The 15298-nt window shown below is 56.1% G+C and carries 9 protein-coding genes and 1 tRNA gene; 5 read left to right on the top strand and 5 right to left on the bottom strand.

The window, feature by feature from the left end:
• Window positions 1-114: 114 nt before the first annotated feature.
• Window positions 115-3249 carry a carboxypeptidase-like regulatory domain-containing protein gene (locus JAO32_RS06830; RefSeq protein ID WP_334238805.1) on the bottom strand — a complete coding sequence of 1045 codons (3135 nt, stop codon included), beginning with the start codon at window positions 3247-3249 and terminating at the stop codon, window positions 115-117.
• A 401-nt stretch (window positions 3250-3650) separates the two neighbouring features.
• Between JAO32_RS06830 and JAO32_RS06825 the strand changes: the two genes are divergently transcribed.
• Genes JAO32_RS06825 through JAO32_RS06815 form a run of 3 tightly spaced genes read left to right on the top strand, consistent with a single transcriptional unit; the run spans window position 3651 to window position 7348 of the window.
• Window positions 3651-4553, top strand: coding sequence for a sugar phosphate isomerase/epimerase family protein (locus tag JAO32_RS06825; RefSeq protein WP_334238804.1), 903 nt, complete (start codon window positions 3651-3653; stop codon window positions 4551-4553).
• Between the two features lie 45 nt (window positions 4554-4598).
• Window positions 4599-5753 (top strand): c-type cytochrome, encoded by a 1155-nt coding sequence (locus JAO32_RS06820; protein WP_334238802.1) that lies wholly within the window; start codon window positions 4599-4601, stop codon window positions 5751-5753.
• Complete coding sequence (locus tag JAO32_RS06815) at window positions 5750-7348, top strand: acido-empty-quinoprotein group A (RefSeq protein ID WP_334238800.1); 1599 nt, start codon at window positions 5750-5752, stop codon at window positions 7346-7348. The genes JAO32_RS06820 and JAO32_RS06815 overlap by 4 nt, the downstream gene beginning before the upstream one ends.
• 204 nt (window positions 7349-7552) lie before the next feature.
• Here the strand turns inward: JAO32_RS06815 and JAO32_RS06810 are convergent.
• The 4 genes from JAO32_RS06810 to mutS all read right to left on the bottom strand — a co-directional run bounded on the left by JAO32_RS06810 (window position 7553) and on the right by mutS (window position 13119).
• A tRNA-Gln gene (locus JAO32_RS06810) sits at window positions 7553-7626 on the bottom strand.
• 107 nt (window positions 7627-7733) lie between these two features.
• The gene (locus tag JAO32_RS06805) at window positions 7734-9263 is read right to left on the bottom strand and encodes an ABC transporter substrate-binding protein (RefSeq protein ID WP_334238798.1); all 1530 of its coding nucleotides are present in this window, start codon (window positions 9261-9263) and stop codon (window positions 7734-7736) included.
• On the bottom strand, window positions 9260-10447 hold the full coding sequence (locus JAO32_RS06800) for an anhydro-N-acetylmuramic acid kinase (protein ID WP_334238797.1): 1188 nt from the start codon (window positions 10445-10447) through the stop codon (window positions 9260-9262). Before JAO32_RS06800 ends, JAO32_RS06805 begins: the two co-directional genes overlap by 4 nt.
• Window positions 10444-13119: a DNA mismatch repair protein MutS gene (mutS, locus tag JAO32_RS06795; protein ID WP_334238795.1), complete on the bottom strand. Its 2676-nt coding sequence runs from the start codon at window positions 13117-13119 to the stop codon at window positions 10444-10446. The genes JAO32_RS06800 and mutS overlap by 4 nt, the downstream gene beginning before the upstream one ends.
• 103 nt (window positions 13120-13222) lie before the next feature.
• Between mutS and JAO32_RS06790 the strand changes: the two genes are divergently transcribed.
• Window positions 13223-14041 (top strand): cytochrome C assembly family protein, encoded by an 819-nt coding sequence (locus JAO32_RS06790; protein ID WP_334238794.1) that lies wholly within the window; start codon window positions 13223-13225, stop codon window positions 14039-14041.
• Entirely contained in the window at window positions 14038-15288 is a 1251-nt protein-coding gene (gene hemA, locus JAO32_RS06785; RefSeq protein ID WP_334238791.1) for a glutamyl-tRNA reductase, read from the top strand. Before JAO32_RS06790 ends, hemA begins: the two co-directional genes overlap by 4 nt.
• Window positions 15289-15298 lie beyond the last annotated feature (10 nt).

The following is a 15298-nucleotide window of genomic DNA, read 5'->3' as shown; positions in this document are numbered from 1 at the left end:
CGCAGCTTGCGCGGTACGGTGGTGCGCTACAGAACCACATAAATAATAAGGGCCTCGCGATGGAATGCGAGGCCCTGTTGAGTTTTCAAACTACTGCTGAATTCACCTTCCGGGTTAAAAGACGAAGGCGCCCTGGAAGGTAATGTTGCGAGGTGTGGCCACTTCGTATCCGCCAAAGGTTCCAATCTGGCTGGTGAATTGGTTGCCGCCAGCCGTATTGATACTGCCGCCAGGGTTTACGAACTGCGCGTGATTGAACAGGTTAGAGATTTGCGTGACGAAGTTGAACTTCACGCGCTCAGTGATGTTTGTGCTCTTCACGAAGGATAGGTGTGTCTGATACAGCTTCTGACCCACCAGGCTGTTTGGCAGCGCATTGCCGAAGTTACCCAACTGCGGAATTGCGAAGGCTGCTGTATTGAACCAGTTGGTCTTCGACTTGCCTCCAGGGACGTTGTTCGGATCGCCGACTAGATCCGGCAGGCCGCCCAATGTGTTCGTACCAGAGGGATCGTTCAACGCGCGGGTGGATGAGTTCGCCGCGTACGACGGGGAGAACCATGTGCCCGATGCGAGGTATGTGATCACGTTGGTAGACCAACCGCCCACCACATGGTCGGTAACTCCACCAGCGCTATTCAGATACCGCTTGCCGTGACCGAACGGAAGCGCATACGTGACCGTGCTTGCGCTGTAGTGGCGACGTGTGAGTCCATCGTTTGCATAACGCCCAGGGACGACATACGGATTTTCAGTATTGAGGTAGTTTGCCTGGCTGCTGGACAGAGCGTAATTCGCTGTGAAGGTAAATGAGCCGACACGGCGACGTACGTCGAACTGCAGGCCATTGAAGTTGGCATTGCCGTTGTAGCGCACCATGGTTGTGGATACAAACTGAGGATAAGGATTACGCGATGCCGTCCAGGTGATTGTGCTGGGGGCTGGCTTGTTGATGTTTACGGAGTAGTTCTGTCCTGTGCTTCTGGAACCAACGTACGAGACACGGAAGCCTGTTTGGTGTAGCTCGATCTCGTAGGTTGCACTGAACTGGTGGATATGGCCGTGCTCCGTCTGACGTGGATAGCCAGAGACACTTTGGCTGGGAGGCGTTGCCCCGCAGTTTGTGGGATAGGGATTCGGGAAGGAAAACACACAGCCGTTTACGCCATTGTTATAGACTTCGCTGATCGCAAACGGTCCGGTGGATCCAAGTTGAGGATTGATGGGAAGGAAGTTGTTAAAGCCGCCCGAAGATCCCAGGCGCGAGATGTAGATGCCATAGCCGCCGCGTACAACCGAGTGGCTGCTAAGTTGGTAAGCCGCACCGACACGCGGAGCGATGTTGGTTTTATCGACAATAGCGCGCACGTCACCCGACTGTACCGAAATCGTCTTGGGATAGAACGGGCTCACCTTCGAGATTCCACCCGGATCAACGATGACGTTGCCTGTCGCGGGATCGAAGTTGTACATCAGGTGATCGGTTGCGTTTGGCGTGCCATAGATATCCCAGCGCACACCATAGTCGAGATTTAGCTTCGGAGAAATCTTGAACGAGTCCTGCGCAAAGAAACCAAACTCGTTCAGCGTTTGCGTGCGACCGCTGAGCGGATTTGTGCGTTGACTGGATTGCGGCAGACCAAGAAGGAAGTCAGCGTAAGGTGATCCAGTGTAGGTACCAGTGAACGAAAACGTGCCGTAGTCATTGACGAAGCCGTAATAGTTGCTGAAGTGAACAACCGATCCACCGGCCTTGATCACGTGACGTCCCTTTTGCCATGTGAAGGTGTCCACAAACGTTGTCATGTGGTTGTTTGCCTTGGTGCCACCCGCAACATCTGTCATCGCGGTGAGTCCCGTGATGGAGATGCTGGGGAATCCCTGGCCCTTGCTGTTGCCGGGGTTCGATCCCTGCAGGCCAGTCTTGGCAAGAATCTGCGCACCATCGGGCGGCGTCTGTCCTGCGTTCGTTTGTCCGTCCACCATGTAGTCGGTAGAGTAGCCAAAGCGGAACTCATTCACCATCTGCGGTGTAAACAGATGCGTATCACCAGCGGCCCACTGCTGGTGGCGACGGTTGCGCGTCCACACCAGAACAGGCAGACCGTTGTTCAACACATAAGGAGTTTGACGCATGAGCCAACGCACGAAAAACGAATTCTTCTTCGTCAACTGGTGGTCGATGCGGGCCATCGGCCAGTCACCGCGATATAGATCGGTATTGAAAGGAAAGCTAAAGACGTAGTTGTTAACCGGGCTGCTTGAGGAACCAATGTTCGGAGCCGGCAGATAGTTATCCTGGAAGGCTTTAGCCACTGAACTGATGCGATTCGCGGGAATGGTGTTATTGGGGAAGGGTTGCCCAGTCTGCGGATCGATGATCGTTGTGGAGAAGACACCGGTGCGCCACGAAGCAAGCGGAACGCTTGCACGCGTCTGGTAACCCAAAGGAATTTTCTGAGCGAACCACTCACCATAGAAGAAGGTGCGATCGCGCCAGATGTAACCACCGCCTTCAAGGTTCCATTCATGTTGAAGATAAGGTGTCTTTACGGTGTTGAAATAGCCGCGCGCATTGAAGACCGAATCGTAGAGACGGTAGCTGGCGCTGCCGTGGAATTTGTTGGTTCCACGCTTGGTTACGAGGTTGATCTGCACCGGGACAGCGCTTTCTGCCGGCGCATTGAACAGCGAAGCCGAAACCTGCTCGAAGAGATTGGCGTTATTGCTTTGATTGCCCTGCAGATCATTTGCAATACCGTCGAAGGTCTGCGACTGCTGCTGCTGCTGCATGCCATTTGCAATAGGAGAACCCGTGCCACCCTGTACGCCAGAGAGCGTCGTCAGCATGGCGTAGGTGGAAGGATAGATCGTGACCTGCGGAGACTCGTCGTGCTGCTTTGCTGTAAACAGGCCGCCGAGCGTGGAGGATTCGGTATTGATGACTGCTGCGCCTGCTGAGACAGTCACCTCTTCGCTGGCTTCACCAAGTGCAAGCGTCGGATTGACACGGCGTATCTGGCCGCTATCAAGGATGATGTTTTGTGCGACAAACTGCTTAAAACCAGATGAACTGCAACGAAGCTCGTAGGTGCCGGGCTTCAATTCGTTGAGTTCAAAATCACCTGTGTCAGCCGAGATGGTTTCGCGAACTTTCTGACCGGTCAACGGCTCGTAAAGCTCTACTTTGGCTTTCGCCACCACGCTACCGCTGGAGTCCATGACAGTGCCGCGCAACGTCGCGTTCACTGCCTGAGCACTCCCTGATATATCCCATGCAAATAAAAAGATGGCTAAGAGTAAAAAGCGTAGGGCAGACCATCTGCCCAAACAGCAAAAGGAGGGGGAACTATGAGAACGATTGAGAAAGAACATGCGGCGCCTCTCTAAAGCAAAAGTCCTGGTGAGATGTTTGTGACGGTGATGAGGAACATCTAATACGGGATTGCCATAAAGATCAATTTGTTTTTTCAGTTTCTTAAATAAATGGATATTTGGAATAGAGAATTGCACCAGAAATAGTGCAACGCGTCCTTTCATAAGCGTTTTGAGGGGAAGAAAGGCCACATCGGCAGGACGGCATTTTTTCAAGACATCTAAAGAATTGTGTTTACCGGAGCCGCCTCTAGATGCGAATATCGTAGCCACTCATGATGACTCGCCGAAATTTTCTGCAGACCGCTGCCGCAATGACCGTGATGTCTTCCGTGCCCGCCTGGGCGAATACTCGACTGCCCATTCACATGGCAGTGGAGTACAACATGCTGCCCGATAATCTATCGATTCTGCAGCGATTTCAGCTTGCGAAGGACTGTGGCTTCGAGCAGATCGAATGCCCCACGTCGAATGATGCGGATGCGCAGGCGATGAAGGATGCCTCAGAGAAGGTCGGCTTGCCGATTCATTCTGTGATGAATATGGATCACTGGAAGTATCCCTTCTCTTCTGCTGATCCGGCCGTGGTGGAGAAGAGTCTTGAAGGGGCGCGCACTTCGCTTCGTAACGCGCATCTTTGGGGCGCAACAACGGTGCTGCTTGTACCGGGTGTGGTGAATCCACAGACTTCATACAAGGACGCATACACGCGTTCACAGATCGCACTGCGCAAGCTGATTCCGTTGGCAGAACAGTTGAACGTGACGATTGCGGTAGAAGAGGTGTGGAACAAGTTCCTGCTGAGTCCACTTGAGTTTGCTCATTATGTGGACGAGTTCAATTCGCCGCATGTGCGCGCCTATTTTGATGTAGGTAATGTCGTACTCTACGGCTATCCGCAGGATTGGATTCGCACGCTGGGCAAACGCATTGCCAAGCTGCACATTAAGGACTTTACGTTCCACCACGATAAGGCCGCAGGCGGTAACGTGGCTCGCTGGGTATCTCCAGGAGACGGCGATATCGACTGGACGGCGATTTACTCTGCGCTGCAGGATGTTGGCTATCAGGGGACGGCAACACTTGAACTCGCCTCAGGCGATGCAGATTACCTGAAAGATATGCGTCGACGTTTTGGCCTTATTCTTTCTGGAGATATGCCCGCAAAGGGCAAGTGAACCACTGATTTCATCACTCTATTTATGTTCTACAGTTGGGGTCGTATGTCGTCACGTACAACACATGCATTGGGCCAGTTTGGTTGCTTGACTGCGGTCAGGCAATCAATCCGTCTTGCAATTCTGCTGGCATCAGGCCTGCTGCCGATGGCGGCGAAGGGCCAGGCCGCAAACTCGCCGTTGCCGAATGGGGCGCATCGCGATACGGTGCAACGCGTCTGCTCAAGCTGCCATGCGGTTCAGATGTTCACCGGCCGAAGGATGAGCAAAGAGGCATGGGGCACAACCGTATCGAACATGATCGCGCGTGGCGCAAAGATCAATGATGACGAGTTCGATCAGATTGTTACCTATCTCTCTTCGACGTTTCCTGAAGGTCCGGGCGAAGTCGTTACCGGCATCACGAGGCCAATACCGGCGGGGCAAGCCAAACCACCACGTAGGCGCAGCTTGATCGATCAGGCTGGATCTGACGATAAGCAGGTTGTGGATGAAGACCTCGCGGCGCTGGGTAAGAAGGTTTATATTGCGCAATGCATTACCTGCCACGGAACCAATGCGCGCGGCAGCGAACGCGGACCGGATTTGGTGCGTTCGGTTCTGGTGTTGCACGACCGCTACGGCAGCACCATTGGGCCGTTTCTTGACCAAGGACACCCAAAGGTGAAGCCGGTGCAGTTGACCAAGGAAGAAGTCGTTAACTTATCTCACTATCTGCATCAGCAGATTGGCGATACGTTGCGCACAGGACCCTACAATCACGCGTTGAATATTCTTGTAGGCGATCCGAAGGCAGGTAAGGCCTACTTTGAAGGCGCTGGGGGCTGCGCGAAGTGCCATTCCGTTACGGGTGACCTGGCACACATTGCTTCAAAGTATGCGCCGTTTGCGCTGCAACAAAAGGTGGTGTTCCCGGACAATCGAGCGATCACCAAACAGGGATCGGTTTCGCGGCAGATCAAGGTGCCGACCGTTACCGTGACAACTCACACGGGGTCGAAGGTGACCGGCGTGCCAACAAACATTGACGACTACAACGTCTCGTTGCGCGACGCCGCAGGGCAGTATTACAGCTTCACTCGCAGTCCAGATCTCAAGGTAGAGAAGAATGATCCGTACGCCGCGCATGTGGCGCTTCTCGATGTCTACACCGACAAGGATATTCATGACGTGGTGTCGTACCTGGAGACTTTGCAATGAAGTTTTTTAAGACGCTCTTGCTTACCCTGTTTGCTTTGACCTCTCTCCATACCACCGCGCAGGAAGCGAAGGTGGGGGCTGGACTTGATCCGGCATCGATCGTTCATCCAGCACCAGATTCATGGCCCACGTACAACGGAGATTATTCCGGTCGCCGCTTCAGCCCGCTGACGCAGATCAACGATAAAAATGTGAAGTCGTTGAGCCTTGCATGGCTGTATCAGATGCCGAACCTTGGCGAAGGTATGGTCCGGCGACTTGCCGGTACTCCCATTGTGCTGAATGGAGTGATCTACATCACCACGGCCGACCACGCCTGGGCGCTGGATGCACGCACCTCCAAGGAATTGTGGCACTTCATGTGGACAACCAAGGGAGGCATCCACCTTGGTAATCGTGGCGCTGCAGTCTCCGGCAACACGCTTTATCTTGAAACCCCGGATTGCAACCTGGTTGCGCTGAATATTGCCGATGGCACGAAGCGGTGGAGCCAGTCGATCTGTGATCTTGATCAGATGTACTATGCGTCGGTCGCTCCCGTGGTGGTGAAGAACCATGTGATCATTGGCGTGAGCGGTGACGATCTGGATCGGCCTGGATATCTGGAAGCGCGCGATCCTGAGACGGGCGAGCTGCAGTGGCACTGGTCTGTGGTGCCGAAACCGGGCGAGCCGGGATCAGAGACATGGCCAAATGCAGACGCAATGGCGCATGGCGGTGGTATGACATGGATTCCTCCAACATATGACCCGGAGTTGAATCTTCTCTACATTGGCACGGGGAATCCGCAACCGGTGTTGAACGCAAGTTCACGCGCGGGTGCCAATCTTTTCACGGAATCGATAGTGGCTCTGCATGCCGATACAGGCAAGATGGCCTGGTACTTTCAACCTTCACCACACGACACGCACGATTGGGATGCAATTCAAACGCCTGTTTTGTTCGATGGCATGATGGATGGCAAGCATCACAAACTGCTGGCACAGGCGAGTCGAAACGGGCGATTCTTCGTATTGGACCGCGAAACCGGCAAGAACTTCGTGAGCACAGAGTTTGTGAAGACGAACTGGGTGAAGGGACTCGATGCAAAGGGACAACCGATTCCTGACACGGCAAAAGAGCCGCAGATTCCCGGTGTTCTTGTGGCACCGGACGCTTCGGGCGGCGTGAACTGGGAGCCACCATCGTTCAGCCCTGCAACGGGATTGTTCTATGTAAACGCAACGCACTCGTATTCGATGTTTTACATCTATGACGACACCAACAGACCTGAAGGCTGGGGCGGTCAACAGAATGGACATTGGTCAGAGGCGATTCTTGAAGCATTGGACTACCGCACGGGCAAGATCAAGTGGAGTCACACCTGGGAAACTCCGGGAAGTAAAGGCGGCTTGCTGAGCACAGCGGGCAACCTACTGTTCACGGGTGATCCGAACAATAACTTTATTGCGATGGATGCCACCACAGGTAAATCACTATGGCATGTGCAACTGGGTACGGGCCTATCGAATGGCGCGATCACCTATATGCTGGACGGCCATCAATATGTACTGATTGGCGCAGGCGATAAGCTGTTTGCCTTTGTCATGAACTAAACAAGAAACAAATTTATAAAGTAGGGGGCGCAGCATTCAAAATGCTGCGCCCTTCTCATTAGGTCTTCTACAGGGCGGCGGCCAAAATCTCGCAAATTGCACACCTGCTCAGGTGCCACACCTGCGGGTACCTTAGTCTGACTCCATCGGAAATGTCTCAGAAACACGAAACCCGCGATTATCGCGGGCCGGCGGCAAAGTTATTGGTTGCCCCCCAGGGATTCGAACCCCGATTAGACGAGTCAGAGTCGTCGGTCCTACCATTGAACGAGAGGGCAACACAGATACGGAAGAGCTTCCGTATGGCTATGTGAGCGAGTCGCTTGCGCGTCTCAACTGACTTTCTAAGTGTACGAAACACTTGCGATTGAGTCAAACGGACGGGCTAGTTCAGCGTGGCTGTCCGAAGCCAGCCGAAGCTGCCCGCCGATGCAGGAACGACACCGCGCAAACGTTTGGTGTGAACCACGATGTTATCGGGGGACCACAGCACCAGTGTCGGTTCATCCTCCGACAGAATGCGCTGCAGCTCAAGGTAAATACCACGGCGTTTTGTGTTGTCAGTTTCCGCTGCGCCCTGCGCAATTAAGGCATCCACACGCGGGTTGCTGTAGTGACCGCGGTTGGAACCTCTGGGCGGCATCATTGCGGAGCTGTAGGCGTATCGGAAGATGTCAGGATCTTCGTTGGAACCTACCCAGCGCAACACGTACATCTGGAATGCACCTTTGGTGACATCGGAGTAGAACGTGCCAAATTCATTCTGACGCAGCGATAAGTCAATCCCTGCATCGCGTACCTGTTGCTGTACCACGGCAGCCAGGAGGCGCATGGTGTCGTCTGTGGAGCTCTTCAGCGTTAGATGGATGCGTGTACCGTTCTTGTCCGGGTGATAGCCCGCTTCTTCCAAAAGCTGTTTCGCTTTTGCAACGTTGTGCACATAGCGGGTGAGGGAATCGTTTGCATTTGGTGCTGCCCAGTGGCGGTTGGGTAGTAGTGTGTCCTGCAACTCCGCCTGTCCGTGATAGAGCGCCTGGATGATTGCAGGTCGATCGACTGCATAGGCGAATGCCTGCCGCACGCGCGGATCGCGTAACTGCGGGTCCGTTGCGTTGAACGTGATGTAGAGGACGATGGAGCCGGGCTTTGCTTCCACAACGAGGCGAGGATCTTTCTGCATCACGGCAACCATGTCGCCCGTGAGCGCGTTGGAAGCCGCGTCGGCGGATCCTTTCTGCAATTCGAGCGCGCGTGTGATCGCGTCGGGAACAATCTCGAAACGCACACGCGGGATGGTGGGAGCGCCATCCCAGTAGTTTGGATTGCGTTCGAGAACAACTTCCTTGTCCTGCTCTTCGCTAACAAAACGGAATGGGCCGGTGCCAATGGGATGATCGCCCATGTTTTGTCCTGCGTCCTTTTCCACGACGGCGCTGAGCTCATCGCTCATGTTGAAGAGCAGGCTGGCGTCAGGCTTCTTCAGATGAACGATGCAGGTGTGAGCGTCAGTAACTTCTGCGTGATCGACACTGGCGAAGTTGCCGCTTTTGGCCGTGGTGATTGCGCCGTTGTGCATGGAGTCGATGGACCATGCGACATCATTAGCGTCGAGCAGTTTGCCGTCGTGGAAGTGAACGCCATCGCGAATGTGGAGCACAAGTGTTAGCGGATCGCGCCACTCCCATGCGGTAGCAATCGCGGGTTGCAGATTGTAGTGCTCGTCCTTGCGCACAATGGAGTCGAAGAGCAGTGCGCCGATGTGTTCCGCCTGTGCGTCGGAACCGATGCGGATATCGAGGTTGGTGGGCGAGCTTTCAATGTCAATGACAACTGTGTCGCGGTCAGCTTTTTCATGACATGCCATGAGCGGCAGAAGTACTAATGCGAGAGTTGCCGTGGTGAAAAGCTTCTTCATGGCAGAGTGATCCTGCCGAGAATTGCGGGACGCGATGCGCCTGTTGCGGAGGGGACATTGCCGGGAAGCTCATGCCAGCGCAACCACGCCAATAGCGCGAAGGCCATGGCTTCTTTTGCCTGTGATGGCACGCCGAAGTCATCTGCGATGCTGACCGTGATACCGAGAGGTTCAAGGCCATCGCGCAACATTTTCATCAGCGTTGCATTCTTTGCACCGCCGCCTGCAACGATGTAATCCGTGGTCTGTGCCAACGGTGCGTTTTGCCCAAGGAAGGGCCATACGATGGCGCGATACGCTGCGAGGATGCTTTCCGCTGTGAGTGCCGTTGCGGTGGCGATGATGTCTTCATCCTTCGAATTCTGCTGACGACAGGCAGCGATAAAACGCTCTACATATACTTTGCCAAACTCTTCTCGTCCACAACTCTTCGGTGCTGGTAGATGGAAGTAGGGGAGCTTCAATGCATCAGCAAGCACTTCATGGATGACGTTACCGCGCTTTGCTGTCGCACCATTGCGGTCGTAGCTTTTACCGAAGAGCTGCTGTATGCAGGCGTCGATCACCATGGATGCAGGGCCGCTGTCGAAGGCGAGCAGTTTGTCTGTGCCTGCAGGGATCGCTGTCATGTTGGCAATGCCGCCAAGGTTTTGCAAAACACGATTGCGCTTGGCATGCGCAAAGAAGACACGATCAAACATGGGTACTAGCGGTGCGGCTTGTCCTCCGGCGACCATATCCGCAGGGCGGAAGTCGCTCACTACTGGAAGTTTTGTGCGCGCGGATACTTCGCTTGCTTCACCAATCTGCAACGTGCAGCGCATCGGTTGGCCTAAGAACATTGTTGGAGTGCCCTGGTGGTAGATCGTTTGTCCATGTACACCGGCAAGTTTGGCACGGATGCCGCTCTGCTCTTGTGCCTGCGTGATGCAGTCGCCATAGAATTCGCCGAGTCGCCAGTGCAGGCGTGCGAAGTCAGCAGTGCTTATCGCGGGCGCGTCCATGGAGGCAAGCACGGCTTCACGAAGTTTCTTCGGATAAGCGAATGCCGTGTGTGAGAGTAGCTTCAGCCGTGGCTTTGCGGCATTTTTTGTCGGTGTAATGCGGACCAGTGCAACATCTACGCCATCGGCAGACGTGCCGCTCATAACACCAGCCACGATCATCGCTTTCTGTGTCTTCATTCGGCAATCTCCCGCTTCAGTTCGGCCAGCAGTTGTAGCGCCTCCATGGGCGTCATGCGGTCTACATCGAGCTCCCGTACACGATCCACAACGCGCTGTGAAAGCGGCGTGAAGATAGTCATTTGCATAGGCGGTGCTGTTGGCTGCGCGGCTTGTCCGGCCGCTGCAATGGATGCAGATTCTGCCTTCTCGTGCATCTTTAACACGGCGCGTGCGCGTGCAATGACTTCACGCGGTAGGCCCGCAAGCTTGGCAACTTCAATGCCGTAACTGCGGTCTGCTGCACCGCTCTCCACGTGATGCAGAAAGACAATGCCCTGTGGTGTTTCGCGGCAGGCTACACGGAGGTTCTTGAGCCGCGATAGCTTCTCTTCGAGCAGTGTGAGCTCGTGATAATGCGTTGCGAACAGCGTGCGTGCGCCGATGCGTTCATGCAAATGCTCGACTGTGGCCCACGCTAGCGAAAGGCCGTCATACGTGGCCGTGCCGCGCCCCATTTCGTCGAGCAGGACAAGGCTCCGCTTCGTTGCAGAGTTCAGGATAGCGGCCGTCTCTGTCATCTCCACCATGAAGGTAGAGCGGCCACGCGCCACGTTGTCGCTTGCGCCAATGCGTGTGAAGATGCGGTCGACAAGACCCAGCTTCATGGACGCAGCAGGAACGAAGGAACCGCTTTGAGCCAGGATGACGAGCAGTGCGGCCATGCGCAGATAGGTTGATTTACCGCCCATGTTGGGGCCGGTGATGAGTGCAAGGGATGGCCCGTTATCACTGTCGAGATAGCCAGAGTTGGGGATGAAGCGGCCTGCGCCGTTTTCTTCCAGTCGCAGTTCAACGACAGGGTGACGTGCCTCTGCAAACTCAAGCACGGTGCTGTCCGAAATCACTTCCGGTTGTGTCCATCCACGCAATGCGGCAAGGTGCGCAAAGTTTGCCAGAAGGTCAATCTCTGCAAGGCGGCGAGCGGTGTCGCGCATGCGTGGTGCGGCGTCGAGCACCTCACGACGCAACGCTGCGAAGATACGACGCTCTATTTCTCCCAGCCGCTCCTGCGCTGTCAGTATCTTACGTTCGTAATCCTTCAGCTCCGGTGTGGTGAATCGCTCTGCATTCACCAGCGTCTGCTTGCGTTCGTAATCGGCGGGCACATTGGCGAGATTCGCCTTGGTGATCTCAAGGTAGTAACCGAAGACATTATTAAAACGAACCTTCAGGCTGCCAATGCCAGTGCGTGCACGCTCGCGTTCTTCAATGGCTGCGATGGCTTCGCGTCCACTGCGTGACAGGCCACGTAGTTCATCCAGTTCCGCATCCACGCCGGGTTGAATCGCATCGCCTTCACCGAGCCGCAGCGGTGGCTCTTCCACAATCACTTGCGCGATGCGTGTGCAAACGTCGATGAGCGTATCGAAGTTGTTCTTCAGTGTCGACCAGCGGCCGTCCTGCAGATACTGTAGTGCCTCGTGAATCGCTGGGAGTGTGGCGAGCGTGCGGCCAAGTGCAACAACCTCGCGCGGGCCTGCAGAATCCAGCGCAAGACGCGCCAGCAATCGCTCCAGATCAAGCACGCCTTCCAGAGCGCGACGCAGACGCTCGCGTGCAGCGAGATCATGCTTCGCCTGCGCGACGGCGCTGTGCCTTGCTTCAATCTCCTCTGCATGAATGGATGGCCGCAGAATGACCGCACGCAGCAGTCGCTTTCCCATGGGCGTGCGGCAGGCATCGAGCGCGTAGCAGAGCGTGGTTTGCTGATTCTCTCCACTGAACAGAGGTTCGACGAGTTCCAGATTCCGCACGCTGACCGCGTCCAGCTCAAGGCATGTCGTGCGTTCGTAGAAACGAGGTACGTCGAGATGCTCGATCTCTTCGTGCTTGGTTGCGCGCAGGTAATGCAGCAACGCACCAGCCGCAATGGCGGCGGATGTTTTACCCGCAAGCCCGAAGCCTTCCAGTGAATGCGCGCGGTAATGGCTCTGGAGCAACGGCAGCGCGTACTCGCTGGTGAAGACCCAATCTTCGACCGGAGTGCGTGTGCGGACACCCGAGAGAAGGTCTGCCTCGGTATCGTCTTCGCCGTTCAGGTCAGCCTGACCACTGCCCAGATGCAGACCGGCAGGCAAAAGGATTTCTCGCGGACGATTGCGTGCGACTTCTTCCAGCGCGAGATTGACCGCGTTTGCACCTCGAAACTCCGTGGTGCGGAACTCGCCAGTCGAGAGATCGAGCATGGCGATGCCGGAAGATTTGCGGTCGGTACTGACGGTCAGCGCTGCGAGAAAGGTGTTCTCGCTGGCGGATGCCGTGGGGTCCAGCGCTGTGCCGGGTGTGACGACGCGTGTGACTTCGCGCTTGACGATACCTTTGGCCAGCTTGGGGTCTTCCATCTGCTCGCAGATGGCAATGCGGTAGCCCTTGCGTAGCAGACGCTGCAGGTAGGCTTCCGCAGCGTGATAGGGAACGCCGCACATGGGTTGCTGGCGTTCGCGGTCGCGCGCCGTGAGCGTTAGTTCCAGCTCACGCGAGGCCACAATGGCGTCGTCGTAGAAAAGTTCGTAGAAGTCGCCCATGCGAAAGAACAGCAGCGCATCGGGGTGCGCCGCTTTGGCGGCGGCAAACTGCTGCATCATGGGCGAAAGCTTGGCGCCTTCGACGGTGGTCTTTTCCGGGGGCATCGCTTCCGTCAGGATACCGTTTTATCGCGTGGCCGGTTGTGGAGGACTGGGTCGAAACACGGCACCCGCTATACTGGATAGTGGCCACAGGGCCCTGTTCGCTTTGTCGATTTTCTGGCTAAAAGTCGCTGTTGTGCTGTATGGCGTTGCCTCGCTGGCGGTGCTGCCAGCCGTGCTTTATGACCGCCCCCGATGGAGGGTGGTGGCAATCCCGGCTACCGTGGCGGCGTTGCTGTTCCATTTCGTCTCCGTAGCGGAGATGCTGCGCTCGGCTCACCACCTGGTTCCAGTAAACGCAAGTGAGATTCAGGCCGCCCTTGGGCTGCTGCTGGCCGCGGCGTTTTTGCTGGTCTACGCGGCCTATCGGACGTTGACCGTCGGTGTGGTGCTGCTGCCTGCCGTGTTTTTGTTGGGATTATTGCCCGCGTTTGCGCCGGGAACACACGACATCACCGTGCCGTTGATGAATTCGGCATGGCTCTGGCTGCACATTGGGCTGTTGCTGGCGGCGTATGCGGCACTGTTTGTCAGTGTGTTGGCATCGGTCTTGTATCTGATTCAGGAGCGCAGGCTGAAATCGCGTTCACCGCGCGGCATTCTCAGCAAACTCCCTCCGCTGGAAACCACGGACCAGATCGCGCTGAAGTCGCTGCTGGTGGGTTTGCCCTGTATGACGGCGGGGCTGCTGATCGGCACAGCACTGGCGCAGATGACGTATGGCGCATCGTACTTCCGCGATCCGAAGGTGCTGCTCAGCTTCGCCATGTGGATTGCCTATGTGGCGATGATTGCGATTCGTAAATCCAGCGGTCTGCGTGGGCGCCGCGCTGTGTGGCTGTCGTCGTTTGTGTTCTTCATCATGCTGGCCGTGTGGTCAGCGGACCAGGTGAGCAGCGTGCACCAGTTTGCGGGGCGCCCGTGAGCCTGAGCCTGCTGGGGGTGAACCACAAGAGCGCGCCGATCGACGTACGCGAGCGCCTCGCCATTGCGCCGGATCAGCTTGCCGACGCGATTCGTTCACTGGTGCAGCATCCGGGCGTGCATGAGGGATTGATCCTCTCCACCTGCAACCGTGTGGAATTGCTCACGGAACACGAGTCTGCCAGCGATGTGCGTGCCTTCCTTTCGGATTACTTTGCGGTGCCCCAATCGACGCTGGCACCCCATCTGTATGAGTTTCGCGAAGATGAGGCGGTGCGCCACCTGTTCCGTGTGGCGTCGTCGCTGGACAGCCTGGTCGTAGGCGAGCCGCAGATCCTTGGGCAGGTGAAAGAGAGCTACTCCGTTGCGCGTGAGGTAGGAGCTGTCTCTTCGACGCTGGAGCGCCTGCTGCAATCAGCCTTTACGGTGGCGAAGAAGGTGCGTACGGAGACCGAGATTGGTTCTTCGTCGGTATCCATTGCGTCGGTTGCTGCGGACCTTGCCAAGCAGATTTTCGGCTCCTTGAAGGGGAAACAGGTTCTGCTTGTCGGCGCAGGAAAGATGAGCGAACTTGCTGCGCGTCATCTCATCGCGCAGGGAGCAACCGGCATCCTGGTAGCGAATCGCACGCCGGAGCGCGCGCAGCGGCTTGCCGAACAGTTTCATGGCTTGGCCGTACCTTTCGCCGATCTGCAACAGCACGCGCCAAAGGCCGACATTATTGTGACCGGAACTGGCTCGCACGAGCATTTGTTCAACGTGCGAGATGCGCAGGAGATTCTGCATAAGCGCCGTGGTCGCCCCGTGTTCTTTATCGATATTGCAGTGCCTCGCGACGTGGAGCCTGAAGTAAACGGGGTTGACGGAGCTTTCGTGTATTCCGTGGACGACCTGCAGCAGGTGGCTGCGGAAAATCTGACGGCGCGATCCGAAGAAGCCGCAGCTGCCGAACGCATCGTTTCCGATGAAGTCAGCCGGTATCAGCAGCGGCTGCAGACGCTTGATGCAGTGCCAAGCATCCTTGCATTGCAACAACATGCAGAGCAGTTGCGCCTTGCCGAGTTGGATCGCGCACGCGCAAAGCTTGCAGCGTTGACGCATGAGCAGCAGGAAGCCGTGGAGGCCATGACACGCGCCATGATGAACAAATTCCTGCATGCGCCCATGACCGGCCTCCGCAAGAGCGCAAATGACGGTGACGCCATTGCGGTGGACATTATCCGACGCATGTTCTCGCGCGATCGCTAAGTTTTCTTTA

Source organism: Terriglobus sp. ADX1 (assembly GCF_036877645.1).
Taxonomy (GTDB): domain Bacteria; phylum Acidobacteriota; class Terriglobia; order Terriglobales; family Acidobacteriaceae; genus Terriglobus.
The sequence above is the reverse complement of the archived record's forward strand: the minus strand, read 5'-3'. Positions and strand labels throughout refer to the sequence as shown.